Raw genomic sequence first — 26,152 nt, 5'->3', positions numbered from 1 at the left:
TAAGGTGATGCGCAGATGAAAAAATTTTTAAAGCTTCCGGCCCAGGTTTATACCCTGGCGCCGGATATTGAAAGGGCAGGTGAGCGGATAAAGCCAAGGCCGAAATTTAAGTTTAATTATAAACCCTGGCTGTTTCTGCTGCCCGCACTTGTGCTCATTGCCTTCTGGCTCTACAGGCCTCTGGCAGAGACTGTCTACTACGCCTTTCACAGCTGGGGAATGGTGCCGGGAACCGTACCGAGGTTTGTGGGTATCTCCAATTTTACCAAGCTGCTGACCAGCAAGGATTTCTTTACCTCCATTGGAAACACCGTCTTTTATATCGTTGGCCTGCTGCCCTTTTCGGTGATTATTCCGCTGTTTTTGGCGTCTGCCACCAACGACCTTCCGTCAAAGGCCAAGAATTTTTACCGCGCCCTGTTTTTTATTCCAATGATTATGGCGCCGGTTGCCACAGCCACCATCTGGCGGTGGCTGCTGAACCCCAGCAGCGGGCTTATCAATCAACTCATCGTGGGTCTGGGAATCAGTGATACCAATATCTCTTTTTTCCTGACAGAAGGCGTGGCGCGCATGACGATTCTGCTCATCACAGGCTGGAAAATGATTGGTTTCAGCACCTTGATGTTTTCGGCGGCACTGACAGGAATTAACCGGGATTACTTTGAGGCGGCCCGTCTTGACGGAGCATCCAAGCTGCGCCAGTTTACGACCATCACCCTGCCGCTGATCTCGCCCACTGTCATTTTTATGATGATGATGAGCATTCTTTTTGCCAGCCAGTGGACCTTTGCCTATATTGATCTGCTGACGCAGGGAGGCCCGTACGGTACCACCACCAATATTTACTATGAGATGTACAAGTACGGCTTTTCATCCCTGAACGTGGGCATGAGCTCAGCCTCTGCGGTAATCTTCTTCATTATTTTCGGGATCATCGCCCTGCTGCTAAACCGGCTTTCGGCCAGGTTTGTATTTTATGATAATTAGGAGGCCACTATGAAAGCAACAACCATAAAAGCCAGCCGCAAGGCCTCGGCCGGAGTAAAGCACGCGCTGCTGATCCTGCTCAGCTTTATCGCAGTGTTTCCCCTGTACTGGATGATTGTCTCTTCCTTTAAGAATGAAGCGGAGATTTTTGGCTCGGCACTGCTGCCCACAGCGCCGACCTTTAACAATTATATCTACGCCTTTCAGAGCATGCCTATCTGGCGGATGCTTGGCAATTCGATTGTCATGTCGGTCTTGATGACGACGCTGCAGCTGTGTACCAGCCTGCTGGCGGCCTATGCGCTGACGCGTTGGGACTTCAAAGGTAAAAAGCTGATCTATGGGCTGCTGAGTCTATGCTGGCTCATACCTGTGCAGGCCATCATGATTCCCAACTATGTGACCATTGTCAATATGGGGCTGAAGGAAAACCTGCTGGGAATTGTGCTGCCGACGGCAGCCACAGCCTTTGCGATTCTGAATCTCTTTCAGGTTTTTGAAGCCTTTCCCAGAGCGCTCATTGATGCGGCCCGTATGGACGGCGACAGTGAGTGGGGAATCCTGACCCGCGTTATTCTGCCAAACATTAAGGCTTCTGTGGCCTCCCTGGGAATTTTACTGTTCATCAATTCCTGGAACGATTATATGTGGCCCATGCTCATTACATCAAAGCTGGAGAATGCTCCGATACAGATTGGCCTGCGGACTTTTGTCAGCTCAGATACCAATATGTGGGGGGCTTTGATGGCGGCCACTACAATTTCATGTATTCCCATTCTGTTGCTCTATCTTTTTATGCAGCGGCAGATTGTTGACTCTTTTGTGAAATGGGGGATTAAGTAAACCATGCTTGACTATAAAGAATACCAGATCGAATTGGATGGATGTCACAACTTTCGAGATCTCGGCGGTTTTCCAGGGAGAGACGGTACTACCTGCTATAAGGTAGCCTACCGGGCGGACGCTCTGGGTGAGCTGTCCGAGCGGGATGTTACCTGCATGAAGGATTTGGGAATATCCACAGTCATTGACCTGAGAACGCCGGAGGAGCGAAGCGCAGTGCCGGACGTGATAGCTTCAGATGGGGATTTTGACTATATTACACTGTCCCTTATGAACCAGAGTGCTGCTGATTTAGAAAATATCACACAACTGCCAACGCTGACGGAATTATACATTGACCTGCTGGAAAACCAGTCCGCTGGATTTAAAAAAATTGGCCAGATTATTTTAAATGCGCCCGGCGGCGTGGTGTTCCACTGCACTGCGGGCAAAGACCGAACCGGAGTGACCGCGGCGCTGCTGCTGGAACTTGCGGGAGTAGACCGGCGCCTCATAGTGGACAGCTATGCTAAAAGTGCGGAGCTTATGCGTGAAAAATTCCGGCGGATGCAGCCCCCAGGTCTTCCCAAAAGTGAGGCGATGGACCTGGTGGCAGCCCGGCTTTTGGGCTCAGAACCCGAATATATGGAAAAAACACTGGACTATCTGGAACGGTATTTCAAAAGCGCCAGGCAGTATTTTCTGGAAGCTGGCCTTTCTGCCGGAGAGGCAGAAGACCTGAAGAAAAGGCTTGTGAGAGGAGTATAAAGCATGGGAAAAATAGCGATAGAGCATCTCGTGAAGAACTTTAATAAAACCAAGGTACTAAAGGATATCTCTCTGGAAATAGAGGATGGCTCCTTTACAATTCTGCTGGGACCGTCGGGCTGCGGAAAATCAACGCTGCTTCGGATTATCGCAGGTCTTGAGACGCCTACATCCGGCAGGCTTTTCATCGACGATAAAGATGTGACCGACAGCGAGCCGAAGGACCGGGAGATCGCCATGGTTTTTCAGAACTATGCCCTTTATCCCCATATGAGTGTTTTTAAAAATGTAGAGTATGGACTGAAGATTAAGAAAATTCCAAAAGAGAAACGCAGAAAAATGGTAGACGACGTCTTGAAGATGGTTGATCTGTCGGACCAGGCAGAAAAGCTGCCCGCCCAGATGTCCGGCGGCCAGCGTCAGCGTGTGGCGCTGGCCCGGGCCATTGTCAAAGACCCGCGGGTTTTTCTCATGGATGAGCCTTTGTCCAATCTGGACGCTAAGCTCAGAACTCAGATGCGCTTTGAGCTCATCGAAATGTATAAAAAGGTCAAAAATACCTTTCTATACGTCACCCACGACCAGGTTGAGGCAATGTCCATGGGAACTTATATCGTAGTCATGAACCAGGGGGAGATTATGCAGAAGGGAACCCCGAAGGAGATATACACCAACCCTGCCAACCTTTTTGTGGCGCAGTTTATTGGCGCGCCGCCCGCTAATATTATTGATATGAACCATTTTTATCTTGGGGTACGTCCGGAAAATATTAAAATCGGAAGTACCGGCAGGGAGGACGCCTTTTGCCTGCCAGCCTCTGTTCTGTCAAAGGAAGAGCTGGGCGGAGAGTCCATATATCATCTAGAGACGCGCTTTGGCAAGGTTAATGTCAAGACGCCGACCTGCTGGAATAACCTGCCGCCGCAGATAGATCTGGCCTTTGATCGCAGTGACGCCATGCTGTTTGGCAAAGATGGCAGCCGTATGGGCGTGACTGGTGACGAGGTACAGGCGCTTGAGAATATGCTGGCGTCTTAGTAAAAAAGCCTAATACACATTTCTTTTCCTTATTTTAAGAGGCAGTCCCGGTAAAGCGGCGGCGGCCTCTTATTTTTGTATTAAATTTTTTAAGAAAAACCATTTATAGAAGGCGTAAAAAGTCCTCAATATTTGTATATTTTTTCAAATTATGGTAAACTTATAAAGATTTCTAAGGAAATTTAAAGGTGAGAGAAGTGTTTAAGCCTGTTGAGAACAGCACAGAAAATTTAATAGCCCACACGCGTAATATGAAATACCTTCTGGCTATGGAGGGGATATTTGTCGGCATGATCGCAGGGGGTATCGCGATTATCTACCGGCTGGCCCTGAACTTTTCAGAGAAGAACATGAGCTTTGTTTTATCCTACGCGGGTGAACACCACTGGGCCATTGCGGCATGGTTTGCCGCCCTTATCGTTATGGCGGTAATTGTCGGGAGAATGGTCAAGTGGGAGCCGATGATCTCTGGAAGCGGCATCCCCCAGGTAGAAGGAGAGCTTCAGGGATATTTTGAAGAGCCCTGGCTCAAAGTTATCATCGGAAAATTAATAGGGGGGATTCTCTGCATTATCGGAGGGTTGTCCCTGGGGCGTGAAGGCCCGTCTGTGCAGCTTGGCGCCATGGGCGGCAAGGGCTTTTCGAGGATTTTTAAACGCCTTAACATTGAAGAACGCTACCTGATGACCTGCGGGGCAAGCGCAGGGCTGGCAGCGGCATTTAACGCGCCGCTGGCTGGCATTATGTTTGCCTTGGAGGAGGTTCACAAAAACTTCTCAGCAACCGTGCTTTTTTCTGCCATGACGGCTTCCGTCACTGCGGACTTTGTTTCAAAATATGTTTTTGGCCTGGGATCGGTATTCCAGTTTCAGGTGGACTCCTCGATACCGCTGAAATATTACGGTTTTATTATCCTTCTGGGAATTATTCTGGGAGCAGGCGGCGCTTTTTACAATAAGGTGCTGGCAGGTACCCAGGATTTGTACGCCAGGATGACCTTTTTAAAAGCTGAGTTCCGTCCGGTTATTCCATTTTTAATGGCCGGGATTCTGGGCTTTACACTGCCTCAGGTGCTGGGCGGCGGACATATGATGATCGAGCTTCTGGCGCCGGGTAATCTGCCCCTGACCATGATCCTGCTGCTGCTGGTGGTGAAGTTTATCTTTTCCATGTTCAGCTTTGGTTCCGGTGCGCCAGGTGGTATCTTTTTTCCGCTTTTAGTTTTGGGCGCATACATCGGTGGATTTTATGGTATGGTCGTTGTCCGGGCAATGGGGATGGATCCGCAGCTCATCAATAACTTTATTATTCTGGCAATGGCCGGTTACTTTACCGCCATTGTCCGTGCGCCTATTACAGGAATCGTCCTGATTTCTGAGATGACGGGCTCCTTTACCCATCTCCTGTCTTTGTCGGTTGTCGCCATTGCCGCGGAGATCACTGCGGCGGCGCTTAAATCTGAACCGGTCTATGAAATGCTGCTTGACCGTATTGTCGCGAGACGCGGTGAAGAACCAGTTCCGGAAACCAGCAACAAAACGCTGATCGCCGTCTCTGTACACCACAGCTGCGGTCTGGTCGGGAAGCGTATCTGGGAAATTCACTGGCCGGAAAACTGCCTGCTGGTGGCTATCCGAAGGGGAGAAAAAGAACTGATCCCCAAGGGTGACACTAAAATAAGGCCGAGCGACACCATTGTGGCTCTGGCAAATGAGACCGACCTGAACAGGGTGAACACAGAGCTGCACGCTCTATGTGAAGAAGCGCCCGCCGCTGGCAACGGCTGATTTTCAAGCGGGTGTTACATATATAAGTATAACATTGATATCAATATTATCGGAAATGATTGAGGAGGTAAACTATGAACAAATCAGCAAAGGTACTCGCAGTGGCTGCGGGCCTGGCGCTTGTGCTTATCATTATGGTCAGCGTAGCTCTGGCGTATGCCGGAAGAGACATTACGCTGCTGCAGGACAGAATTGTTCACATCAGCGTGAATGGCTATGCGGTGGAGATTCCGCTTAATGAGGATGGGGCGACCTATGATATCCCCAGCCTTACAACGGAACATGAAAATGAGTTTATTCTGATGAACGATGCCGGAGCATCCATTGAGGTCAATGAGGCAAAGCTTCAGACCAATAAAAAAGCAAAGGTGACCGTCAAGAAAATCGACAGCAATGAAGTGCTGGAGATGGTGGTAACCAACGGTAAAGATACCCGCACAATTTATTTGAGAACCCTTTCCAAGCAGCTGCCGGAAATGCTGGCGACTGGCCAGAGCCCCTACGAAGGTGATTTTTATGTGACAGACACCGAGAAGGCCGCCATGTACAAGCTGGACCAGAACGGGAATGTTACCTGGTATGTGGCCCTGACCCCCGAACAGGCCGATGGCAAAATCTTCACAGATTTCAGACAGCATAAGCTGGAAAACGGCGATATCCGCTACAGCTACCAGATCGTTGACCCGGACGTCAGCACAATGGGGCTGGCCGATTATCTGCCGGGAACACGTGTGGTTCTTGATGAAAAATACAAGGAAGTCAAACGTGACGGCGCCCGTATCTCCTTGCTGGACCCTAACGAAACCAATCATGATAAAAAGGTCATGGGTGATCCGGTCGATGGGCATGACTTTGTTCTTCTTGGGGATAGAAACTGGATTACGGAATCCTATGTGGCAGAAACTGTGGATAATATTCCAGCGGAATTAAATCCAAATCCTCTCGGCTCAAAAGTAGTAGCCGCGGTTATTCAGGAAGTGAAGGACGGGAAACCAGTCTTTACATGGAAATCCACTGATCATCCAGAGCTGTACGCGCTCAGCGAAAAAGGCAATGATTTTGCGAACAGCAATATGAAACCTCAGGACTATCTGCATATCAATGCCATGATACTGGACCCGTCAGACAATAACCTGATCGTATCCTTTAAAAATGCCAACACCATTGTGAAAATCGACCGCAGCACTGGGGACATTCTCTGGAAGCTCTCTGGAAAGGGTGATGAATTCGGCCTGGCCGATAATCAGAAAACCTCTGGTCAGAGCAGCCTCTCCCTAACAGACGATGGCTATCTGGTTGTTTTCGACAATGGCCAGAGCACTGGAAAAACCCGTGTGCTCAAATACAAGCTTGATGAAACCAACAAAAAAGTCATTGATTTTAAAGAATACAGCATGGACGGTTACACTTCCTCCGAATTTGGAAGCGCTCAGAAGGTTGACAACGAGAAAGACGCCTATATCATTGGGTGGGGCGTCAATGGGGCGAACCAGCCTGTACTTACCGAAATGAATTTCACTGACAATAAAAAGCTTCTGGAAGTTGTGTTCCCGAATGGCGAACATACCTTCAAGGTTCAGAAGTTTGACAAAGTAAAAAATTGATAAAAAAGCAGGCGTCAGCCTGCTTTTTTAATGTTCAAGTTTCTATTGTCCGCCTTTTTTGAAAAGGTTTGATATAAACTGGCAACGGTTTTCAGCCGTTTTTTAACAAAAAGCGGCTTCTTATTATCAGGGAAAAGTGATAGAATCATGGTGGAATAAAAATCAAGGAGAACAAAGCGATGGGAATTAAATTAGTAGCATTGGATATGGATGGCACCACGCTTCAGAGTGATATTACACTGGCGCGCGAGACAATCGTAACCATTGAAAAGGCCGTCAGTCAGGGAATCATTGTCGTGCCGACAACCGGACGAGTGTTTGGAGAACTGCCTGAAGAGATTACAGACATCGATGGGGTCTCCTACGCCATTACATCAAACGGTGCGCAGGTAACGGACCTGAACCGCAAGATGACGCTTTACGAAAATCCCCTGACAAAGCAGGATTTAGATACAGTGCTGAAGGTGCTCAGGCAATATGATTTGATGATCGAAGCCTATGTGGGTGGAAGAACCGTTGTGATCGAGGACTGCATGAAAGATCTGAGCAGATTTCATGTACCCGAAGCCTATTGGGATTTCTTCAGGGAAACCCGTCACACCATAGCTGATCCGGAAGACTATTTTAACTTTTTATACAGCCATTCTGTTGAAAAGTTTAATATTTTTTTCAGCCATATGGAAAACCGGAGTGAGCTTAAAACAGTTCTTGAGAATACCACGGATCTGACGATCACATCAGCTGTGGAAAACAATCTGGAGATCAATAACCCGACAGCCAATAAATGGGACGGATTAAAGCATTTGTGCCGCCATTTGAATATTCAAAGCACTGAGGTCATGGCCATGGGCGACAGCAACAATGACTATGAAATGCTCAAGCATGCCGGATTGGCCGTAGCCATGGAAAACGGCATTGACCGTGTTAAGGAAATTTCGGATTTTATTACAAAAACCAATGACGAGCATGGCGTAGCCTATGCGCTGGAAAAGTTTATTCTTAACCCAAAAGCAGATAAACGCCAGGAACTGGCAAGCTGAAGTTGACAAAAATCTGAATTGGGAGTATAATCAATACCGTTCGATTTTAGCGAAGGGAATTTTTATCATGACACTTACAATTGCAAAGGCTCCGAACAGATGGATAACGATGAGACATTGTGCGGAGCTTAATCCGGAGGCATAGCCTCCACCAGTTCATCGGTCAAAAGTGTTATCGGGCGGCCTCAGGCGGCTTTGTTTTCCATACACTTTTTGCCGGAGGACAGCAATTTAGGATAACGGGCTGTGGATGATGTTTTCATCCGCAGCCTTTTTGTTTGGAGCGGGAGAAAACCCCTCAGGCAGAGAGCGCTGTGCGCTCTCTTTTTTATTGGAATTTTTAGATTTGAAAGGAATGATCACAATGAGTTTACTCGAAGTAAAAAATCTGTCTCACAGCTATGGAGACAAGGTATTATATCACGACGCCTCCTTTGATTTATACAATGGAGAGCATATGGGTCTGGTCGGGCAAAATGGTGCGGGAAAGAGTACCCTGATCAAAACCCTGATTGGGGAAGTCATCCCGGATGACGGCCTCATCAAATGGTTCCCAAAGGCCTCTGTAGGGCATCTGGACCAGTATGCCCAGGTAGATGCGGGCATCACGGTCTTTGAGTATCTGAAGCAGGCCTACGCCGATTTATACAGGATGGAGGAGCGGTTAAACGGGCTGTATGAAAAAATGGCGGAGGACAGCAGCGAAAAGCTGATTAACCAGGCGGCCAATTTGCAGGAAACCCTGGAAGACCGGGATTTCTATGCCATTGAAAGCCATATTTACCGTGTGGCCGCGGGGCTTGGCATTACGGCCATCGGGATGGATAAGGTTCTTGAGACGCTGAGCGGCGGACAGCGCGCAAAGGTTATCCTGGCAAAGCTGCTTCTCGAAAAGCCAGAGGTGCTGCTGCTGGATGAGCCCACCAACTTTTTGGACAAAGAGCATGTAGAGTGGCTGTCGAAATATCTTATAGGCTTTGAGGGCGCTTTTATTCTTGTATCCCATGACTTTGATTTTCTGGATCAGGTAACGACCTGTATCGGGGATATCGAGTTTGGCACCATTACCAAGTACCATGGTAACTACAGCGCCTTTCTGAAACAGAAGGGACAGAAACGGGAAGAATATATCAGGCAGTATGAAAGCCAGAAAAAACTCATCGAACGGACTGAGGAATATATTGCGAAGAATAGAGTGCGGGCCTCCACCGCGGCCATGGCCAAAAGCCGTCAGAAAAAACTGGATAAAATCGAACGTATGGCGCCGCCGACTGGCCTTACAAAGCCGGTGATCCGCTTTAAATCCACTGGACTCACCGCGCAGCGGGTTCTGGAGGTTAAGGATCTGGAAGTGGGGTATTACTATCCCTTACTGCCAAAGCTGCACTTTGTGCTGGAGCAGAACCAGCGGGTGGTCATTACCGGCTTCAACGGTATCGGCAAATCGACGCTGTTGAAAACTCTGGTTGGTGAAATTCCGCCCATTTCTGGAAGCTTTGAGTTTGCGAGAAATGTGGTCATTGGCTATTATGAACAGGATTTGAAATGGGATAGAGAGGGGCAGACACCGCTGGAAATCATTACGGAAGCTTTTCCGAAGCTGTCGCAGAAACAGACGCGATCTGCCCTGTCACGCTGCGGCGTCAAGGCGGAGCATGTTCTCCAGCCCATCACCACCCTGAGCGGCGGTGAGCAGTCCCGGGTAAAGCTCTGCAAGCTTACCCTGTCACCCTGCAACCTGTTGATTCTTGACGAACCCACCAACCATTTGGATTATCTGGCAAAGGAAAGTCTTCAGGAAGCACTGCGGGATTTTGACGGCACTGTTATTCTGGTATCTCACGAAGCCGCCTTTTATCGGGATTGGGCCGATAAGGTGGTGGAGATTGAGAAGATGGGTTTTTAAGAAACTTGACAAATTCTGAATAGCGCGTATAATTGAAAGTAGTAATTTACTAAATTTAGTAAATTACTAAATAAAATTTAAGGATAAGCAGTATGAAGATACCAACACATTTAAAACATAAGCCTGTTATTGAGGTTGAAAACTATGAGGAAATTGATGGAAGAAAGGCCTATGACAGTGATGCCAAGGGCCTTTCGCTGGGACTGGCCCAGTGGAACGACCGGGGACGGGTGGACGCTTCCGCCAAGGTATGGCGTTACACCGGGGAAAAATGGTCACGACAGTCTGAGGAGCTGCCCCTACACCGGGTTATTGACCTGGCCATACTGATCTGCCGGGCAGAACAGTATTTCAGAGAAGATTCCTACCGCCACGATAAGCTTTATGACCCGGAAAATCCGGTGATCGACCGGGTGGGACTCCAGGGAGACGCCATGACCATCGCAGTCGATACAGACAATGAAATGATTGATGAGGATATTAAGCTTTTTGCGCAGGCATTGGCGGAAGACGGCGAGCTCTTGGGTGAGCGGCTGGCTGCGCTGGCGCGCATTTTAAAAGAAATGGGGTATTAAAATGAATATGGACCGTAAAAAGGAACTGAAAGAAGAATATAAAAATTACCGTCCGGAAATGGGCCTGTTTGTTATCCGTCATATTGAAACAGGCAAAGCATTTTTAGAGGCGACAAACAATATTAAAGGAAAGATCAACAGTGATGTTTTTCAGCTGAATATGGAAACCTTTATGCGTAACCGTGACCTGAACAAGGACTGGAAACGCTTTGGAAAGGACGCCTTTGAGGTGGTGGTCCTGGAAAAGCTGGAATATGACGAGGATGATCAGGGCGGCAAAGACTACAGTGAAGAGCTGGAAATGCTCTATGGCGAGTGGCAGCGCAAGCTTCGCTCAGAAGGAACGGAGCTGTACTGAAATGATCCGAAAAATGACTGAAGCAGATCTTGAACGGGTTATGGAAATCTGGCTGGACGCCTGTATTAAAGGGCAGTCCTTTATTCCGGAGGATTACTGGAGACGTCACGCCGAAGTGGTGAAAAAGGATTATATTCCCCAGTCCGAAGTCTACGTGAATGAACAGGGTAATGCGGTCAACGGCTTTATTGCTGTGGTTGGAGGCCGCCATATCGGTGCTCTGTTTGTGGATCCAGATTGCTGGCATCAAGGCATTGGCCGTGGGCTGATGGAATACGCTCTTGACCGTTACAAAGGAATGATCACACTGGCTGCCTATGCGGAAAATGACCGGGCAGTTAATTTTTACAGGCGGCTGGGCTTTGAAGTAAAGGAAGAAGAAATTGAAGCCGAGAGTGGCTGCCGAGAATATATCATGCAAGGAGAAAGTAAATGAAACCCATTTTTTTATGTTACCCCAAGTGCTCAACCTGCCAGAAAGCCAAACGCTTTTTAGAAGCCCAAGGGGTGGATTATGAGCTGCGGGATATTGTGGAAGAAAATCCCACAAAAGAGGAACTGCTGAAGTGGATGGAGCTTTACAGCGGAGAGCCAAAAAAATTTTTTAACGTAAGCGGTATGGCTTACCGGGAGCTGGGCTTGAAGGACAAGGTGAAAACCATGAGCCGGGAAGAAATGGCGGAAATACTGTCCACCAACGGTATGCTTGTCAAAAGGCCGGAGCTGATCTTTGAAGATAAAGTGCTTGTAGGCTTTAAAGAAGAAGAATGGGCTGCTGCGCTGGGGCTTTAAAATGAAGTTTGAGGAACGCTACAGCCGGTTGCCTGAGGACGCCCTGCCCCAGGAGATCGTTCTGCTCATGGGCCGGGGGTGCTTCTGGAAAAAGTGCAGCTTCTGTGACTACCATATGGACAGCGGGCCGGATTCGGAATCTGTTTCATTGAACGGCCGCGTGTTAGAACAGGTGACGGGTGAGTTTGGCCGTCTTGTGGTGCTTAATTCAGGCTCATACTTTGAACTGCCAGAGGCAACCCAAAAAAGGGTGCTTGAGATCTGCCGTCAAAAGAAAATCCGGCATCTGCATATGGAAAGCCACTGGCTCCTTCACGAAAAAACACGGTTCTTGAAGGATGAACTGGCCCAAGAGGGCATTTCACTTCATCCGCGCATTGGCATTGAGACCTTTGACGAGCAATACCGGGAAGCGGTTATGCACAAGGGAATGGGCTATAACCAGGCACCTTCTGCCATCGCGGAAGTTTATGATGAATGCTGCCTGCTTTTTGGCATGACCGGCCAGTCACCAGAACAGTTTGAGGAGGATATTGCCATCGCTGCAAAGTATTTTTCACGTGTCTATGTCAATATTTTTAATGATAACAGCACTGCTGTAAAGGCCGACCCGGAGCTGATCCGCTGGTTTGCCAGATACAGCCTGCCTAAACTGCAAAAAGACCCCAAAATCTGTGTGTTAATGAATAACACCGATCTTGGGGTGGGTGATTAAATTATTCCTGAATCAGCTTAACAGGTGCCACAAAGGTCATCAGCATCCGTTTAAAAACGGCGTCGTCTTCCGGCGTCCGTTTTTTTATTTTGGCAGCGTGTCCTGCCTGGCGCTGTTTTTGATTTAAAAAGCGCTGATAAAGCAGCTCGTCAATATTCGCGGTACTGTACACAAAGCCAGAAGGGCTGAGAACCGCCGTGACCTTTTCAAGAACAAGGGCAGCCAGGCCATAGTCATGTGTTATGATAATGTCCTGCGGCTCAGCCATGCCGGCAATTTTATAGTCGCTGGCGTCCCGTCCCTGGTCCACCCGGATAACCTCACAGTCGTCGTCGCCCTCAAGGTCGTGGGATGTGTCGGCGACCATCAACAGCGGAATTTTATAAGAGACAGCGGTCTCTTCGCAGATCGTCCGGACGCCTTTAGGACAGGCGTCACCATCAATAATTATGCGCATATTTCATTCCTCCTTTTGGTTAAACGCAGCCAGCTCTACAGATAAATCCGATGGGGAGCGCGTTTTGAAGTTCCAGATATTCATACTGAAGTAATAGTAATTAACGTATTCGGCGATTGAGAAAAACAACAGGATCAGCCCAAAAAGGTTAAAGGGAACAAACAGTGCGCCCCGGTCTGCAAACAGCAGCACCAATAGAAACAAGGGATAAAGCCCTATCACAAAGGGTGTAACCCGTTTGAGCAGAGAAAAAATCCGAAGGACCGTTGTCCGGTTGACTGATTTACCGGAGGCAGCCTGGTCACGGTACAGCCAGTAGCCACAACCCTGGAGTAAAGTGAAAATTAAAACGGCTCCCGGCAGAATGAGCCGGATATCAAGGCCGCCTTCCAAAGTGGTGGAGAGAAGGTATACCAGATAGCCACAGACCACCATGGTTGCCAGTTCACTGAGAAACAGCCGGTGACACTGCTTGGCGTCTTTATTGTCCATATTTAAGAATGATCTCCTTTGCGTTTTTTACTGTTTTCAAGATAGGTCTCCATTCGTTTTTTGTTAAAAATCAACACGCCGGCAAAAATACCGTACAGCCCGAGGACAATAACCAGACGAACCGGATTATCCTGCATGATGCCTGCCCCCATAAGCGTTGTCATCAAAAATCCCGGGGTACGCCCCAGCAGGGCAATCAGCATGAAGCTTTTAAAATTCATTTTGGTAAGCCCGGCCAGATAACAGAAAATATCATCAGGAAAGCCGGGAAACAGAAAGATTAAAAATAAAACCATGTTCAGCCGGGAGTCTCGGATGCTGTCCAGCTTATCTGTCCATTTGGATGGAACCCATTTTAAAATAACCGGGCGTCCCAGTTTTTTCGCAATGCCAAAGGCAGCGGCGGTTCCGATCATAATGCCTGCTTCACTGAGCAGAAAGCCCTTTATCCAGCCAAAAAGCGCGCCACCCACCAGAGTGGTCGTGCCGCCAGGAAGCGGCGCAATAATGACCTGGAGAATCTGAAATAAAAAATAAATAAACGGTGTCCAGCCGCCAAAGCTGAGCAGCCACTGCTTGACAGCATCCACCGAGTCTAAGTATTCGAGCATTTCACTGTCCTTTAATTGTATTTTACCATAATTATCCGCCTGCTGTCTTTATTTAATCTAAATTTGCCTGCGGCAATCCATTTTTGAAAAAATTAGAGAAATAAGGATTGACAAATGCATGCTTTGCCATTATAATTATTAAATGTGCTTACAATAAAATAGCGTCTCAAAAAAGAGAGCAGCTGCATCTGCGGACAGGTGTCTGAGCTGGTTGAAGGAGCACGCCTGGAAAGCGTGTGTACGTGAATAGCGTACCGAGGGTTCGAATCCCTCCCTGTCCGCCATAATTATGAAAACAAGAGCGAGAGCTCTTTTTTTTATTTTTTGTAAAGATAATCCGCTTCATTCAGCAAATGAGGATATGTTTCAAATAACTGTTTTGTGGCTTGATCGGATTTGTGGATCAACGTATCAACCATATCCTGTATAACCGGAAGACGCAAGGCGAACAGCAGAATCTCAATCATATACCGAAAGTACTCGTCATAACTGAGTTCTATACTTTCATTGATTAACCGCTGAATGGTACGCTGTGTGCCGTATACCGTCGCTAAAACCAGCTTTAACTGAGTTGCTGAGTTTTTTGAAGAACAGTTGCTTTTTTTTAAAAGTTTCAAATACTCTGTTTTCTGATTAATAAAAGCAAACTCTTCAAGCAGATCCTCTTGCATGACATCAGAAATAAAACGCCGGGCTTTGGGGTCATGTTTTCGAATTTGGAAGGTGACGTTCATAAAGGTGACAATATAAATCAAAGGATCATCCTCAGGCGTGATAAAATATTTTAAATAGCCAGAAAGAATATAGTAGTCTTCTGTTAATACAGCAAGAGCTATATTTTTTTTGCTTTTAAAATAATAGGTGATCAGGCCCTGGTTAATACCGGACTCCTCTGAGAGACGTTTGTTGGAAATATTAAAATACCCATGCTCAATGTAAAGACGTTTTGCAGTTTCGTAAATTTTTTGTTTAGTATTGCCGTTTTCCTTGCGTTTCAATGTATTTTACCTCCGACTAAGTACTTAAATATTAAAACATAATTTTGAACATGTTGCAAATTATTATTGACAACTTTTTAAAATTCTGATATATTTACTCACAGGTAATTACTTGCAAGTAAATATAAAAATTAAGGGGAAATATATGAATAGTCGAAAAATAACAGCAGAAAAAAATCAGCTGTTTGAAGATGTTTTTGATGGAAAAATGCCAGAGCGAGTTCCGATCCTCAGTTCAGGAGATAATTCTTTTTGTTTGGGCTATGTCGGATTTGATTTAAGAAGAGAACAGTATAGTATTGAAAAAAATTTGGAGGCTATTGAAAAGACAACAAAAGATTTTGATACAGACTCAATTTTTGCAACGATGGTGCGTATCCCACAGATGTATAAAGTACTGGGAGCAAAAAATTTTGTCATGGGAGGAGATGGATTTTTGCAGCACCCGGAGGTGACAAGTCTGAATGAAAATGACTATGATGATTTAATCGAAGATCCGTTCAAAACGATTTGTGACAAAGCGCTGCCGCAAATTTACAATGAGTTTGGTAAAGAAGGTTTTGAAGGAAAATCTGCCTTTGCGAAGGGGATGTTTACTTTTTATTCAGTTATGGATCAACTTGATAAAGGATATCTGAAAATTGCGGAAAAGCATGGAAAGGCCGTTTATAATATGGCCTGCACAGCCGCCTGCACACCTTTTGATGTTTTGTCTGATCAGCTTCGTTCTTTTACTGGTATCAGCAAAGATATGAGACGCTGCCCAGATAAGGTAGAGGCTGCCTGTGAAGCGCTGCTGCCGTGTATGGTGAAAGCGGGGATCAAGCCAAATTCAAGCCGTTATCAGAGAACGTTTATACCTTTGCATATGGCGCCATATATGCGCACAAAAGATTTTGAACGCGTCTATTGGCCGACCTTTAAAAAATATGTAGAAGCATTGGACAAAGCAGGAGTGGGCGCGACGATCTTTGTTGAGCAGGACTGGTCCCGTTATTATGATTACCTCTTTGATCTGCCGGAAAACACAATGATGATTTTTGAAGAGGGTGACCCATCAGAGATTAAGAAAAAGCTTGGAAAGAAACATATTTTGGCTGGCTTTTACCCTATGGGTGTGCTGAAAACCGGAACGGAGAAGGACTGTCTGGATAAAGCTAAGGAAATTGTGGATGTTCTGGCTCCGGGTGGGAAATATATTTTTACATTGGACAAAAATTTATTAACGGTTCGGGATATTAATCCTGAAAATTTAAAAGCAGTGCTCCGCTTTGTCAAAGAGTACGCTGTTTATGCATAGGGGGAGATCAGATGAAATCAGAATACTACAGAAATCCTGCGGATACGCTTGAAAAATATGAAATACCGGAGGTGGCTGCAGAGTATGCCATGGATAGTCTGCAGGGAATGGAAGAGCTTGTTTACAGCTATGTATTTTTTTTAATTAGCTAGGGGGAAAAGTAATGAATGAAAATACCAGCTATTTGCTGAAAATGAGCTTAGTGTCGGGAGTGTTGGCCGGACTGGTTCTGGGAATTTATCAAATAGGGCCTTTTGGAAATCTTATGTGGCCTATTTTTATCGGATTGGGGGTCACTTTTGCATCCGGAGCAGAGCTTAAAAAAACACCAAATTATTTATGCTGTATGATATGCGGGGTTATATGGGCCTTGCTTTATCTGCAAATGGATGGTCTTCTGAGGAATGCTGGTTTAAATATAGGTGTGGTGACAGGCGTGTGCACTCTGGTTATTACTTTTGTGGTTTGTGCTGTGCACATGATCCCGCTGGCAAAGACCTGGCTTAACGTAGTTCCGCTTGTCTTTGCTGGTTTGACAGTCACTTTTTCCCAAGGGGGTCAGAATCTGCTTGGTGTGATTTTGGGATTGACTTGTGGTATCCTGGTTGCTGTGGCCATTGAGCCCGTTACAGGAATATTTATGAAAAAAGAAAATGTAGAAAAAAAGAGAGACAAAGCGTTCTTAGAAGAGAAAATATGAAAAAGAAGACTCTGGATTTCGGGATTTTGTATGTGCAAACACCTATGTGATTTTATATAATTGAAAGGCACATGGGAAGTGCATACTGACTGTGACGTTGGTATTGATGGGATGCAATAATGATGAAACAGAAAAGGCAGTAAAGTTTGGTTAGCCCAAACCGTCAGGAGAACACAAGCGGTTTGGGCAATTCTTGTTTCTGCTTAAAGCCCTTGACAGTAAAGAGGTTGTTCTGTATAATATGAAATATTGTAGATTCACTGCGTATTCGCAGTAAACATACTTAATCACACTAGGCGGGGAACTAGCGGTGCCCTGTAACCTGCAATCCGCTACAGCAGGGCTGAATTCCCCAAAGAGGTGCCAGAATTTGGAGTCTGCCGCGGATAAGCGGTGTTGACGGTTGGACCCTTCGCAATATGAACTTATGAACCCTGTCAGGTCCGGAAGGAAGCAGCAGTAAGTAAGATCTCGTATGTGCCGGAGGACTCTCTGACAAGAGCTGGCTGTCCGCGTAACGTTTGGAGACTGGTTATCAATGCGGGGTGTGTGATTAAGTATGTTTTAATTTTTTGACCAAAACCGAAAAAGAGGCCGTTTGGCCTCTTTTTTAATCCAGTTCAAACTGTCCGGTATAGAGCTGGTAATATTTTCCCTTTTGCTTTAATAATTCTTCATGATCGCCGCGTTCGATGATCCGGCCATGCTCCAGCACCATAATGGCGTCAGCGTTTCGGACAGTGGACAGGCGATGGGCGATGACAAAAACAGTGCGTCCTTCCATGAGCTGATCCATGCCCCGTTCGATGAGGGCTTCGGTACGGGTGTCGATGGAGCTGGTAGCCTCATCGAGGATGAGCACCGGCGGGTTGGCGACGGCGGCCCGTGCGATGGCCAGAAGCTGGCGCTGTCCCTGGCTCAGGTTTGCTCCGTCGGATGTCAGCATCGTGTCATAGCCCTGGGGGAGATGACGGATAAAGAAGTCGGCGTTGGCCAGCTTGGCGGCGGCGTGGACTTCCTCGTCGGTGGCGTTGAGACGGCCGTAACGGATATTATCGGCTACAGTACCAGTGAACAGGTGGGTATCCTGAAGGACCATTGCGAGGGAATGCCGCAGATCGACTTTCCGGATTTTTTTAATGTTGATACCATCGTAGGTGATCTTGCCTTCCTGAACCTCATAAAATCGGTTGATAAGATTGGTGATCGTGGTTTTGCCTGCGCCGGTCGAGCCTACAAAGGCGATCTTCTGGCCGGGCTTGGCAAAGAGAGAGACATTGTGCAGCACCATTTTGTCATCGCTGTAACCAAAGGTAACATCATGGAAACGCACATCGCCCCTGAGCTTTTCATAGGTCAGTGTGCCGTCGTGATGCGGATGCTTCCAGGCCCAGGTATTGGTTACTTCCTTACACTCAGTCAATGTCCCGTCAGCCGATTCACAGACGTTGACGAGGGTCACATAACCATCGTCTTTTTCAGGCTCAGCGTCGATGACTTCAAAGATCCGTTCAGCTCCGGCCAGAGCGGTCAGCAGCGCGTTAAACTGCTGGGAAATCTGGGTGATGGGCTGTGAGAAGGAGCGTGTGTACTGTAAAAAGGAAGCGATGGAGCCTAAGTCCATGCTGCCAAAGATGACAAGTACTGCACCGAAGGCGGCTGTCAAAGCGTACTGCACATAGGAGAGGTTCCCCATGATGGGCATGAGTACATTGGCGTAGGTATGGGCCTGAGTAGAAGCGCTTCTCAGCTTGTCATTAAGCTCAGCAAAATCATTTTTGACAATGTCCTCGTGGCAGAAAACCTTGATAACTTTTTGGCCCTCGATCATTTCCTCAATATAGCCATTGGTTTCGCCAAGCGCTTTCTGTTGTGCTTTGAAGCCCCTTGCGCTTCGGCTGCCCACGATTTTTATCACAAAGTACATGATCACAAGCATGCCGATGACGATGAGGGTCAGCAGGGGGCTCAGGATCAGCATCATGATAAAGGTTCCCGCCACTGTGACAGTGGCGGTCAGCATCTGAGGAAGACTCATGGCGATGGCCTCGCGCAGGGTGTCGACATCGTTGGTATAACGGCTCATGAGCTCGCCGTGGGTGTGGGTATCAAAATATTTGATGGGAAGGTCCTCCATGCTGTTAAAAAGGTCTCGCCGCACAGCATTAAGAGTCCCGTTGGAGATGACGATCATCATCCGGTTATAGGCATAGGCACAGGCCGCGCCGGCCAGATAGATACCACCCATTAACAGCAGCATCTGGATAAAAGGCAGGAGCGCCCCAGGCGTGAGAGGTTTTCCGATAAGAGGCACAATGCCCTGATTGATGATGGGCTTTAAGAAATATGTGCCGGCTACAGTAGCGCCAGAGCTGATAAAGACAAAGAGTATGACAAGGATCAGCAGCAGCCTGCGTTTTGCCATATAGCTGAAAATACGCAGCAGCGTTTTTTTGATGTTTTTGGGTTTTTGAACGCTTTTTTTCTTTGACATTATTCCTCAACTCCTTTCTGCTGTGAATGAAATACCTCGCGGTAAATGGCATTGTTTTCCAAGAGGTTTTCGTGGGTATCGATGGCGTCGATACGGCCCTCGTCCAGCACGATGATCTTATCCGCATCGCTGACAGAAGATATACGCTGGGCAATAATGATGGCGGTGGTATCCTTCAGGTTTTGACGGAAGCCCTCACGAATGGCCGAGTCGGTGGCGGTGTCCACCGCGCTGGTGCTGTCATCCAGAATAATAATTTTGGGCTTTTTCAGAAGTGCTCTGGCAATGCAGAGACGCTGCTTCTGGCCGCCGGATACGTTGACGCCGCCCTGCCCCAGATAGGTGTCATAGCCTTCTGGGAAGGACATGATAAAGTCATGGGCACAGGCCGCCTTGGCGGCAGCGATGACTTCTTCGTCCGTGGCATTCTCATCGCCCCATTTCAAATTGTCTTTGATTGTACCTGAGAACAAAACGTTTTTCTGGAGCACCATAGCGACAACGGACCGCAGGTGGTCCAGGGTGTAATCCCGGACGTCATGGCCGCCGACCAGCACCTGTCCGTCTGTTACATCGTAAAGTCTTGGAATGAGCTGAACCAGCGTGGTCTTTGCCGAGCCGGTTCCCCCGATGATGCCAACAGTTTCGCCCGAGGCAATGGAGAAATTAATACCTGTCAGAATATTTTCGGCTGCGTCCTCCTGGTATTTAAAGGAAACATTCCGGTATTCGATGCTGCCATCCTCAGCCGTGAGGGACGGAGAGGCTGTCTCATCCGTGATGCTGATGGGTTCTTCCAGTACTTCGACAATACGGGCAACAGAGGAACGGGAGAGGACGATCATAATAAAAACCTGAGCGATCATCATCAAAGACATGAGAATCTGTGTCACATAGGAAATAAAGCTGATGAGCTCTCCGGTCAGCAGTGTGCCGCCGATGATCATGTTGCCCCCAAACCATAAGATGGCGATAATGGTGGCGTACATGGTCAGCATCATGATGGGCATACCGAGAATAATGATTTTTTCGGCGGCAAGAGACGCCCGCATGAGACTGTCATTGGCTTCAGCAAATTTTTTCTTCTCATACCGGGCCCGTACAAAGGCTTTGACAACGCGGATGGCAATGAGGTTCTCCTGAACCTGAGCGTTCAGGCCATCATATTTTTTCAGCATGGCATTGAAACGCGGAAAGGCAAGGGTGGACATCGTGGCCAGGGCAATGGCCAGTATGGGAATGACAATGAGAAAAACACGGACAAGGTCGCCGTTGATGGCCGCTGCCATGATCGTGGCGCTGACCAGCATAACAGGTGCGCGCACCAGTACACGGATGACCATCATGTAAGCCATTTGAGTATTGGTAATATCAGTGGTCAGGCGTGTGACCAGTGACGGGGTGCTGAAACGGTCGATGTTCGCAAAGGAAAATTCCTGGATTTTGTCAAAAACAGCTTTGCGGATCTCACTGCCAAAACCCATGGCACCCTTGGCGGCAAAACGCCCGGAAAGAACGCCGAAAAGCAATGAACAGAGGGCCACCAGCACCATGATGGCACCAATTTGAAAAACGTAGCTCAGGTCACGCGTTGTGATACCCTGGTCCACGATTTTAGCCATTAAAAAAGGAATCTGGATTTCCAGAAGAACCTCTGCAATAACCGTGATCGGCGCCAGTATTGACGGAAGGCGGTATTTTGTGAGGTAGGGCTTTAGGTGTTTAATCATGGGATGCTCCTTCTTAATCATTAGTATTTATGCATGATACATACCCTTATTTTCTGCTTTTCCAAATAGAAAATGAGGGTAACCCCAGTGTATCGGAACGGAAAATTAATGTCAAGTAAAACAAAAATGGTTTTCAGGATAAATACTTAAAGAAAAAGCTTTGTTAAACTTTTATCGGACAGATACATACTGGTTCATTTACAACAAAATTTTGCTATTGCCTTTCCGCTCATCAAAAAACTTGATATAATACAAATTGACGAATTATGCAAACTATTGAACGAATATACTAAGGAGGGTAATATGAGCAAATTGAACGATATACGGTTTTTTCAGGTAAAACCGGCAATTTACTATGGCATTGGCGCCATAGAACAGGTTGGAAATCATGACTTTAAACAGGTCTGCATTGTGACAGACGAAGGGATGGTGAAATTTGGCCTGCTGAAAATGCTGACAGATGTTCTGGATAAACATAATATCAAATACCACGTTTTTTCTGACGTTGAACCGGATCCGTCCACGGAAATTGTTGAAAAGGGGCTGACACACATCCTGATGGAAAAGCCGGATGCTTTGATTGCTCTTGGCGGCGGATCTGCCATCGACTCGGCAAAAGCCATCATCTATTACTGCTACAATTTCAAAAAAATGTTCTTCGAGGAAGACTATATTAAAAAACCATATTTCATCGCCATGCCAACAACCGCGGGCACTGGCTCTGAAGTAACGGAATACGCGGTTATTACCGACAAGAAAAACAATACCAAGATTCCGCTTACCGATATTCTCATGATGCCGGACGCCGCCATTCTTGAACCCAAATTAATCGAAAGCGTTCCGCCTGCATCGACTGCGGCTACAGGAATGGACGTTTTAACCCATGCCGTAGAAGCCTATGTTTCCACCAACAACAATCCGTTTTCACGCTGTTATGCGGCCAAAGCGGCAGAACTGGTATTCAAGAGTCTGTATGAGTGCTATGTAAATGGTGGCAATCTGGAAGCCAAGGCCAGCATGCAGATCGCGTCCTGTATGGCTGGAATTGCCTTTAACAGTGCAGGTCTGGGTATTACCCACAGTATTGCCCATGCAGTCGGCGCGCAGTGGCATCTGCCACATGGTTTGGCCAATGCCATTGGTCTGCCATACGTTGTTCGCTTTAACGGACAATGTGGCAGAGCTCAGCATTTATATAACCGTCTCCTGAGCGCCATCGGTATTCCAAATGTCAGTGGAGACGCTGCGGAGATGCTGTACAACAGTATTATCACCCTTTGTAAGGAAATCAATATTCCGACGTCCCTCAAGGAACAGGGTATCGACGAGGCAGATTTTAAGGCCAGCAAGGATATTATTATTGGAAAAGCCATGAAGGATGTCTGTACTCAGACCAACCCGCTGTCACCGACCAGAGAACAGTTCAGCGAACTCCTGGATCAGATTTATTACGGCGCATAAGCTATCAGAATAGACCTTTTTAGAGCACCCCTAAGGGGTGCTCTTTTTTAGTACATAAAATACGCTTGCACTTTTAGATTTAAAAGATTAAAATAAAGAAGATGATGCATTTGTTGAAAAAATTAAAAGTAAAAATGACTTAAATGGAGAATATGCCATCATTTTGTTTTAAAAATACCATTTAGTGTATATAAATAAGTAGATTATAATAATTATAAAAGGAGGAAGGGAAATGGCAAAGAAACCCGCCACGCCGCTGGCTTACTTGATGGATATGCTTTATATCCAGGGTTCCCAGCTGGCAAGAACTGTCCATGTTGACCGTACGATTATCAGCCGATGGAGAAATGGACGTGTTGAGCTGGGGCCTAAATCACCTTATTTTGAAGAAATTATCCGTGCCATTGTAAAGGTCAATAAAGAACGGGGCTTGAATACGCTGGAACGGTTCTTTTCCTCGCTGGAACCGGGGATTGCTGTGGACACAGAACAGGATCTGGAAAGCTGCGTATCCCGGTGGCTGGTCGACAGGGAATTTGAAGCAAAATACGCAGATAAGGAAAGCGGAAACAGTCTGTACACCGCGACCTATAAAATTTATAAAGGCATCACGGGTAAAATGGATGCACTGGATGATATGTTTGATACACTGGCGTCCCTGCCGAAGGGGGAAACCTTCTGGGGCTATGACGCAGACTCACGTGTTTTCAAACAAAATAACAATGATACACGGAAAATACAAAAGCGCTTTCTGGAGGCAGAAAAAAATAAAACAAAGCTCATTACCATGATCTATTTAAACCGCTCACAGGAAGAGATTTATAATATGTTTGAGTACTGGCTGCCCATACTGCTTTCCACAAGTGCTAAAGCTTACTACACCTACGACATGGAGCGCCCTTTCTATGACTATATTTTCAGTATTAAGGGCAAACAGACGCTGGTAGGAATAAACGGCACAAACGGCGATACCTATTCCGCCATTTACACCGACCCCATGAGCCAGCGCCAGTTTGATGATTTTCTGGAAAGACATCTTGAGCGTTTTCAGCCGCTGACTAAAAATTTGGGGAGCCGCGTGGTCTGTAATGATTTCACCCGGGAAAACATGGAAGCTTTTAACCGTAATGATACAGACCAGTATGTTATCGCCACTTCCATGTCATTCCTATCTTCAGGAAAAAATATTATTGAAGGAATTTTAATGGACCTGTGCCTGAGCAGTGAGGAAGAACACCGTCTTATCGACTATTATGATAATTGCCGGGTAGGGCTCAGTCAGTTTTTATCCAAGGAAAAATATACGCGGATTATTTTAAGCCTCGATTATATTAAAAGTCTGGGTCAGCAGCCGGTAATTGAAGTACCGGTTTTTTCCGCGCTGCTGAAACGTAAGGTGGAGGTGGCTGGGAAGCATGTTATTAAAGAGCTGGTTTCTTTTTTTGAAATTTGTGAAAAGCGATCCCAAGGTACAGATAGCCCTGAGGCCGCCGGCATCACCTGAGTTAATCGAAAACCTCAATATCTGGGTAAAAGATGGCGCGGCTGCCTACTTCCATTTTGATAATGACCTCTCCACCCGTATTGTAACCGAGGTATTCTCGGCGGTTAATACCTTCTATGCGATGGTGGATAAATACTGGGAACAGCTTCCCTATGACAGCAAAGACAAGGAATGGGTCTACGACCAGATCAGTAAAATCAGCGGGGAAAAGCTTTGATATTCACACATGTGTCAACTTAGCAACGTGAATGTTTTGCGGGTGGGTTTAAAAACCAGGGCTGCAGCGCTATAATAAAGAAGCCGAATGTATCAATGAGCTCTCCGAAGAACTACAAAATCAGGTAGTACCACTGGATACCGAGCGCCACGGTGCCAGTGGCAATGTTCTCATTAATGCAAAAAAAGATGTGCTTTTAAGCACATCTTTTTTTGTTTTATTGAATATTCATTTCCATGGTGTGCAGCAGATTGCGGCAGAGAGCCAGGATGATCAGAGCGATCACGACATTGACTGCGCAGTCCACAAACAGTCCAGCCGCCAGATTCCCGGCAACGAGGCCGACAGCCACGCCGGCGATGGCGCCCGGAATCAGCAGGACAACAAGGATCAGGTAATAGAGCATCACGACCAGCACCTTGCTCTGCATATTGCCAAGAATACGCTCGATTAGTATGTTGCCGGCTGACAAAAGTGCTGCCAGCCCCACACGGGCAGCGATGACCGCGATGATCTCAGCGGCGGGGGCGCCCAGAATCAAGCCGCAGGGAATAAAGATAATCAAACCACTGACAAAGCTGTCCACCACAGATTCCAGACTGGCAAAAACCAGTTTTTTGAACGGATTCTGGGGAATCATATAAATGTAAGGCAAGGTCAGCTCTTTGACCCAGCGTCCCATAGCCCCTGTCAGCACCTGAAGGTAGCACAGCATGCCGAAGATCAGCATCAGACTGATATGCTCTTTTGCCAGCAGGCTGGCGAGAATGGCCACCACGGTGCAGATAAGCGTAAACTGGTTTAAAAACAAATAACCTGAGCGGCGGTTTTCCAGCAGATGCTTGAAAAAGAATGCGGATGCCCCGTGACCACGGCCAATGCCTGTTTTTTTACGGCTGATTTTGGATGCGTCCTTGGTGTCACTGATGCGCCCATCCTTGGCGGCGGTTTTAGTGGTATAGGTTTTTTCAGCCGACTGAAGGACATCTTCATAATAGTCCGATTCGCTCCGGCAGATATAAAGGATGATCAGACCGATCAGAGCGATGAGCAGTACCAGAAAGATGAGGGCCTTCAGGAAATTTCCGGCAATCAGCCCCATGGTGAAGGCCTTTGTCCAGCCAAGGACCGGAATGTATTCCATCAGGCTGGAATCTGCGGCGTTGAGCAGCGCTTCGTAGAAATTCTGGGTTTTAAAAAGCGAGGTCAAAAACAGGGCGGCCATCAGGAAGCCGAAACAATAGAGCACTGCCCTTACCACACGGCGGCGGGTGTCCTCTCCCCGGGTATAGGAATAAATGGCAAGCGCCAGGATTTCACCGACCACCAGAAACAGGCAGTAGCCAACAAAAAGGGCGATGAGCCCGGGTGTGCCAACGCCAAAGATTGTCCGGAGAGTAGTCCCCTGGAACAGGATAAAAAAACCCAGCAGCAGGGACATGCCAACCTGTTTAGCCAGGCCATAGGCCAGGATCTTTCTCGGAGAAACCGGCGCCAGAAAGAGCAGGTTGACATCTGCCATGGTAAAGAAGCTCCCCCCGGAGGAAAGCCCCTTCTGTATCTGGGTGACAAGCAGGAACAGAAACAGACCAATAAGGATCGCGCCCAGTAATGGGAGATTCTGGCTTTGCGCGAGAGGCGTATCCTCTCCGGGTGTAAAGACAGTTGACACAAGGGCAAAGCCGAAAAAAAGGATCACGAGAATGGTCACGACCAGATGGCTGGGGTGGTTCTTCAGGTCAAGAAGACGGTTTTTAAAGGTAGTTTTCCAAAGATAAAAAATACTGGACATC

At 47.1% G+C, this 26,152-nt stretch carries 26 protein-coding genes, 1 tRNA gene and 1 other RNA gene; 21 read left to right on the top strand and 7 right to left on the bottom strand.

Annotation, left to right across the window (positions count from 1 at the left end):
- The first annotated feature begins 15 nt into the window (after positions 1-15).
- From FYJ53_RS10620 to FYJ53_RS10560, 13 genes are all read left to right on the top strand, one after another.
- Positions 16-990, top strand: a complete 975-nt coding sequence (locus tag FYJ53_RS10620) for a carbohydrate ABC transporter permease (RefSeq protein ID WP_148428171.1) — start codon at positions 16-18, stop codon at positions 988-990.
- A gap of 9 nt (positions 991-999) precedes the next feature.
- Entirely contained in the window at positions 1,000-1,833 is an 834-nt protein-coding gene (locus FYJ53_RS10615; RefSeq protein WP_090411747.1) for a carbohydrate ABC transporter permease, read from the top strand.
- Positions 1,834-1,836: 3 nt separating this feature from the next.
- The gene (locus FYJ53_RS10610; protein ID WP_148428169.1) at positions 1,837-2,580 is read left to right on the top strand and encodes a tyrosine-protein phosphatase; all 744 of its coding nucleotides are present in this window, start codon (positions 1,837-1,839) and stop codon (positions 2,578-2,580) included.
- 3 nt (positions 2,581-2,583) lie between these two features.
- A complete protein-coding gene (locus tag FYJ53_RS10605; protein WP_013382663.1) occupies positions 2,584-3,618 on the top strand; it encodes an ABC transporter ATP-binding protein in 1,035 nt (344 codons plus the stop codon).
- 188 nt (positions 3,619-3,806) lie between these two features.
- Positions 3,807-5,405, top strand: coding sequence for a ClC family H(+)/Cl(-) exchange transporter (locus tag FYJ53_RS10600; RefSeq protein WP_090411743.1), 1,599 nt, complete (start codon positions 3,807-3,809; stop codon positions 5,403-5,405).
- A gap of 74 nt (positions 5,406-5,479) precedes the next feature.
- Positions 5,480-7,009 (top strand): aryl-sulfate sulfotransferase, encoded by a 1,530-nt coding sequence (locus tag FYJ53_RS10595; protein ID WP_013382661.1) that lies wholly within the window; start codon positions 5,480-5,482, stop codon positions 7,007-7,009.
- Positions 7,010-7,188: 179 nt separating this feature from the next.
- A complete protein-coding gene (locus FYJ53_RS10590; protein WP_013382659.1) occupies positions 7,189-8,049 on the top strand; it encodes a Cof-type HAD-IIB family hydrolase in 861 nt (286 codons plus the stop codon).
- Positions 8,050-8,413: 364 nt separating this feature from the next.
- Positions 8,414-9,955: an ABC-F family ATP-binding cassette domain-containing protein gene (locus FYJ53_RS10585; protein ID WP_187367914.1), complete on the top strand. Its 1,542-nt coding sequence runs from the start codon at positions 8,414-8,416 to the stop codon at positions 9,953-9,955.
- A gap of 92 nt (positions 9,956-10,047) precedes the next feature.
- Positions 10,048-10,530 (top strand): DUF6530 family protein, encoded by a 483-nt coding sequence (locus FYJ53_RS10580; protein ID WP_148428165.1) that lies wholly within the window; start codon positions 10,048-10,050, stop codon positions 10,528-10,530.
- 1 nt (position 10,531) lies between these two features.
- On the top strand, positions 10,532-10,888 hold the full coding sequence (locus FYJ53_RS10575; RefSeq protein ID WP_148428163.1) for a GIY-YIG nuclease family protein: 357 nt from the start codon (positions 10,532-10,534) through the stop codon (positions 10,886-10,888).
- Position 10,889: 1 nt separating this feature from the next.
- Positions 10,890-11,324, top strand: a complete 435-nt coding sequence (locus FYJ53_RS10570) for an N-acetyltransferase (protein ID WP_187367913.1) — start codon at positions 10,890-10,892, stop codon at positions 11,322-11,324.
- On the top strand, positions 11,321-11,680 hold the full coding sequence (locus tag FYJ53_RS10565) for an arsenate reductase family protein (protein WP_013382654.1): 360 nt from the start codon (positions 11,321-11,323) through the stop codon (positions 11,678-11,680). Before FYJ53_RS10570 ends, FYJ53_RS10565 begins: the two co-directional genes overlap by 4 nt.
- Position 11,681: 1 nt before the next feature.
- Complete coding sequence (locus tag FYJ53_RS10560; protein WP_090411731.1) at positions 11,682-12,395, top strand: hypothetical protein; 714 nt, start codon at positions 11,682-11,684, stop codon at positions 12,393-12,395.
- Between the two features lies 1 nt (position 12,396).
- Here FYJ53_RS10560 and FYJ53_RS10555 read toward each other — a convergent pair whose 3' ends face one another.
- The 3 genes from FYJ53_RS10555 to FYJ53_RS10545 are packed head-to-tail and all read right to left on the bottom strand — an operon-like array spanning position 12,397 to position 13,955.
- Positions 12,397-12,852: a DUF188 domain-containing protein gene (locus FYJ53_RS10555; RefSeq protein ID WP_148428159.1), complete on the bottom strand. Its 456-nt coding sequence runs from the start codon at positions 12,850-12,852 to the stop codon at positions 12,397-12,399.
- Positions 12,853-12,855: 3 nt separating this feature from the next.
- Positions 12,856-13,344 carry a hypothetical protein gene (locus FYJ53_RS10550; RefSeq protein ID WP_013382651.1) on the bottom strand — a complete coding sequence of 163 codons (489 nt, stop codon included), beginning with the start codon at positions 13,342-13,344 and terminating at the stop codon, positions 12,856-12,858.
- A 2-nt stretch (positions 13,345-13,346) separates the two neighbouring features.
- On the bottom strand, positions 13,347-13,955 hold the full coding sequence (locus tag FYJ53_RS10545; RefSeq protein ID WP_090411725.1) for a TVP38/TMEM64 family protein: 609 nt from the start codon (positions 13,953-13,955) through the stop codon (positions 13,347-13,349).
- Between the two features lie 192 nt (positions 13,956-14,147).
- Between FYJ53_RS10545 and FYJ53_RS10540 the strand changes: the two genes are divergently transcribed.
- Positions 14,148-14,239 (top strand) — tRNA-Ser (locus tag FYJ53_RS10540).
- 33 nt (positions 14,240-14,272) lie between these two features.
- Here FYJ53_RS10540 and FYJ53_RS10535 read toward each other — a convergent pair.
- Positions 14,273-14,953 carry a TetR/AcrR family transcriptional regulator gene (locus FYJ53_RS10535; protein ID WP_148428157.1) on the bottom strand — a complete coding sequence of 227 codons (681 nt, stop codon included), beginning with the start codon at positions 14,951-14,953 and terminating at the stop codon, positions 14,273-14,275.
- Between the two features lie 145 nt (positions 14,954-15,098).
- Here FYJ53_RS10535 and FYJ53_RS10530 point away from each other — a divergent pair, with 145 nt between their 5' ends.
- From FYJ53_RS10530 to ffs, 4 genes are all read left to right on the top strand, one after another.
- Positions 15,099-16,253 carry a uroporphyrinogen decarboxylase family protein gene (locus FYJ53_RS10530; RefSeq protein ID WP_154557326.1) on the top strand — a complete coding sequence of 385 codons (1,155 nt, stop codon included), beginning with the start codon at positions 15,099-15,101 and terminating at the stop codon, positions 16,251-16,253.
- 11 nt (positions 16,254-16,264) lie between these two features.
- Positions 16,265-16,405: a hypothetical protein gene (locus FYJ53_RS21145; RefSeq protein WP_013382647.1), complete on the top strand. Its 141-nt coding sequence runs from the start codon at positions 16,265-16,267 to the stop codon at positions 16,403-16,405.
- A gap of 11 nt (positions 16,406-16,416) precedes the next feature.
- Positions 16,417-16,953 (top strand): DUF1097 domain-containing protein, encoded by a 537-nt coding sequence (locus FYJ53_RS10525; RefSeq protein WP_013382646.1) that lies wholly within the window; start codon positions 16,417-16,419, stop codon positions 16,951-16,953.
- Between the two features lie 287 nt (positions 16,954-17,240).
- Positions 17,241-17,506, top strand: an RNA gene (gene ffs / locus FYJ53_RS10520) — signal recognition particle sRNA large type.
- A 57-nt stretch (positions 17,507-17,563) separates the two neighbouring features.
- On the opposite strand, the gene FYJ53_RS10515 is transcribed toward ffs, so the two are convergent.
- Both FYJ53_RS10515 and FYJ53_RS10510 read right to left on the bottom strand, forming a co-directional pair.
- On the bottom strand, positions 17,564-19,447 hold the full coding sequence (locus FYJ53_RS10515; protein WP_070081188.1) for an ABC transporter ATP-binding protein: 1,884 nt from the start codon (positions 19,445-19,447) through the stop codon (positions 17,564-17,566).
- The gene (locus tag FYJ53_RS10510) at positions 19,447-21,177 is read right to left on the bottom strand and encodes an ABC transporter ATP-binding protein (protein WP_013382644.1); all 1,731 of its coding nucleotides are present in this window, start codon (positions 21,175-21,177) and stop codon (positions 19,447-19,449) included. Before FYJ53_RS10510 ends, FYJ53_RS10515 begins: the two co-directional genes overlap by 1 nt.
- 303 nt (positions 21,178-21,480) lie before the next feature.
- Here FYJ53_RS10510 and FYJ53_RS10505 point away from each other — a divergent pair, with 303 nt between their 5' ends.
- From FYJ53_RS10505 to FYJ53_RS10495, 3 genes are all read left to right on the top strand, one after another.
- The gene (locus tag FYJ53_RS10505; protein WP_090411719.1) at positions 21,481-22,638 is read left to right on the top strand and encodes a 1-propanol dehydrogenase PduQ; all 1,158 of its coding nucleotides are present in this window, start codon (positions 21,481-21,483) and stop codon (positions 22,636-22,638) included.
- 232 nt (positions 22,639-22,870) lie between these two features.
- Positions 22,871-24,142, top strand: coding sequence for a hypothetical protein (locus tag FYJ53_RS10500; RefSeq protein ID WP_154557325.1), 1,272 nt, complete (start codon positions 22,871-22,873; stop codon positions 24,140-24,142).
- Complete coding sequence (locus FYJ53_RS10495) at positions 24,081-24,359, top strand: hypothetical protein (RefSeq protein WP_154557324.1); 279 nt, start codon at positions 24,081-24,083, stop codon at positions 24,357-24,359. The genes FYJ53_RS10500 and FYJ53_RS10495 overlap by 62 nt, the downstream gene beginning before the upstream one ends.
- Positions 24,360-24,576: 217 nt before the next feature.
- On the opposite strand, the gene FYJ53_RS10490 is transcribed toward FYJ53_RS10495, so the two are convergent.
- Positions 24,577-26,151, bottom strand: coding sequence for a putative ABC exporter domain-containing protein (locus FYJ53_RS10490; RefSeq protein ID WP_090411715.1), 1,575 nt, complete (start codon positions 26,149-26,151; stop codon positions 24,577-24,579).
- Position 26,152: the final 1 nt, after the last annotated feature.

The sequence above is a fragment of the Eubacterium sp. BL-380-WT-2B genome (assembly GCF_009696115.1).
Classification (GTDB): domain Bacteria; phylum Bacillota; class Clostridia; order Eubacteriales; family Eubacteriaceae; genus Eubacterium; species Eubacterium callanderi.
Note: the sequence above shows the minus strand (reverse complement) of the source record. Positions and strands in the feature narration are given on the sequence as shown.

Coding starts and splice junctions, on each gene's coding strand:
- FYJ53_RS10505 (WP_090411719.1), top strand. CDS start 21,481: ATGAGCAAATTGAACGATATACGGTTTTTTCAGGTAAAACCGGCAATT.
- FYJ53_RS10510 (WP_013382644.1), bottom strand. CDS start 21,177: ATGATTAAACACCTAAAGCCCTACCTCACAAAATACCGCCTTCCGTCA.
- FYJ53_RS10555 (WP_148428159.1), bottom strand. CDS start 12,852: ATGCGCATAATTATTGATGGTGACGCCTGTCCTAAAGGCGTCCGGACG.
- FYJ53_RS10500 (WP_154557325.1), top strand. CDS start 22,871: ATGGCAAAGAAACCCGCCACGCCGCTGGCTTACTTGATGGATATGCTT.
- FYJ53_RS10570 (WP_187367913.1), top strand. CDS start 10,890: ATGATCCGAAAAATGACTGAAGCAGATCTTGAACGGGTTATGGAAATC.
- FYJ53_RS10515 (WP_070081188.1), bottom strand. CDS start 19,447: ATGTCAAAGAAAAAAAGCGTTCAAAAACCCAAAAACATCAAAAAAACG.
- FYJ53_RS10530 (WP_154557326.1), top strand. CDS start 15,099: ATGAATAGTCGAAAAATAACAGCAGAAAAAAATCAGCTGTTTGAAGAT.
- FYJ53_RS10605 (WP_013382663.1), top strand. CDS start 2,584: ATGGGAAAAATAGCGATAGAGCATCTCGTGAAGAACTTTAATAAAACC.
- FYJ53_RS10615 (WP_090411747.1), top strand. CDS start 1,000: ATGAAAGCAACAACCATAAAAGCCAGCCGCAAGGCCTCGGCCGGAGTA.
- FYJ53_RS10560 (WP_090411731.1), top strand. CDS start 11,682: ATGAAGTTTGAGGAACGCTACAGCCGGTTGCCTGAGGACGCCCTGCCC.
- FYJ53_RS10545 (WP_090411725.1), bottom strand. CDS start 13,955: ATGCTCGAATACTTAGACTCGGTGGATGCTGTCAAGCAGTGGCTGCTC.
- FYJ53_RS10585 (WP_187367914.1), top strand. CDS start 8,414: ATGAGTTTACTCGAAGTAAAAAATCTGTCTCACAGCTATGGAGACAAG.
- FYJ53_RS10620 (WP_148428171.1), top strand. CDS start 16: ATGAAAAAATTTTTAAAGCTTCCGGCCCAGGTTTATACCCTGGCGCCG.
- FYJ53_RS10575 (WP_148428163.1), top strand. CDS start 10,532: ATGAATATGGACCGTAAAAAGGAACTGAAAGAAGAATATAAAAATTAC.
- FYJ53_RS10550 (WP_013382651.1), bottom strand. CDS start 13,344: ATGGACAATAAAGACGCCAAGCAGTGTCACCGGCTGTTTCTCAGTGAA.
- FYJ53_RS10590 (WP_013382659.1), top strand. CDS start 7,189: ATGGGAATTAAATTAGTAGCATTGGATATGGATGGCACCACGCTTCAG.
- FYJ53_RS10565 (WP_013382654.1), top strand. CDS start 11,321: ATGAAACCCATTTTTTTATGTTACCCCAAGTGCTCAACCTGCCAGAAA.
- FYJ53_RS21145 (WP_013382647.1), top strand. CDS start 16,265: ATGAAATCAGAATACTACAGAAATCCTGCGGATACGCTTGAAAAATAT.
- FYJ53_RS10610 (WP_148428169.1), top strand. CDS start 1,837: ATGCTTGACTATAAAGAATACCAGATCGAATTGGATGGATGTCACAAC.
- FYJ53_RS10525 (WP_013382646.1), top strand. CDS start 16,417: ATGAATGAAAATACCAGCTATTTGCTGAAAATGAGCTTAGTGTCGGGA.
- FYJ53_RS10490 (WP_090411715.1), bottom strand. CDS start 26,151: ATGTCCAGTATTTTTTATCTTTGGAAAACTACCTTTAAAAACCGTCTT.
- FYJ53_RS10580 (WP_148428165.1), top strand. CDS start 10,048: ATGAAGATACCAACACATTTAAAACATAAGCCTGTTATTGAGGTTGAA.
- FYJ53_RS10595 (WP_013382661.1), top strand. CDS start 5,480: ATGAACAAATCAGCAAAGGTACTCGCAGTGGCTGCGGGCCTGGCGCTT.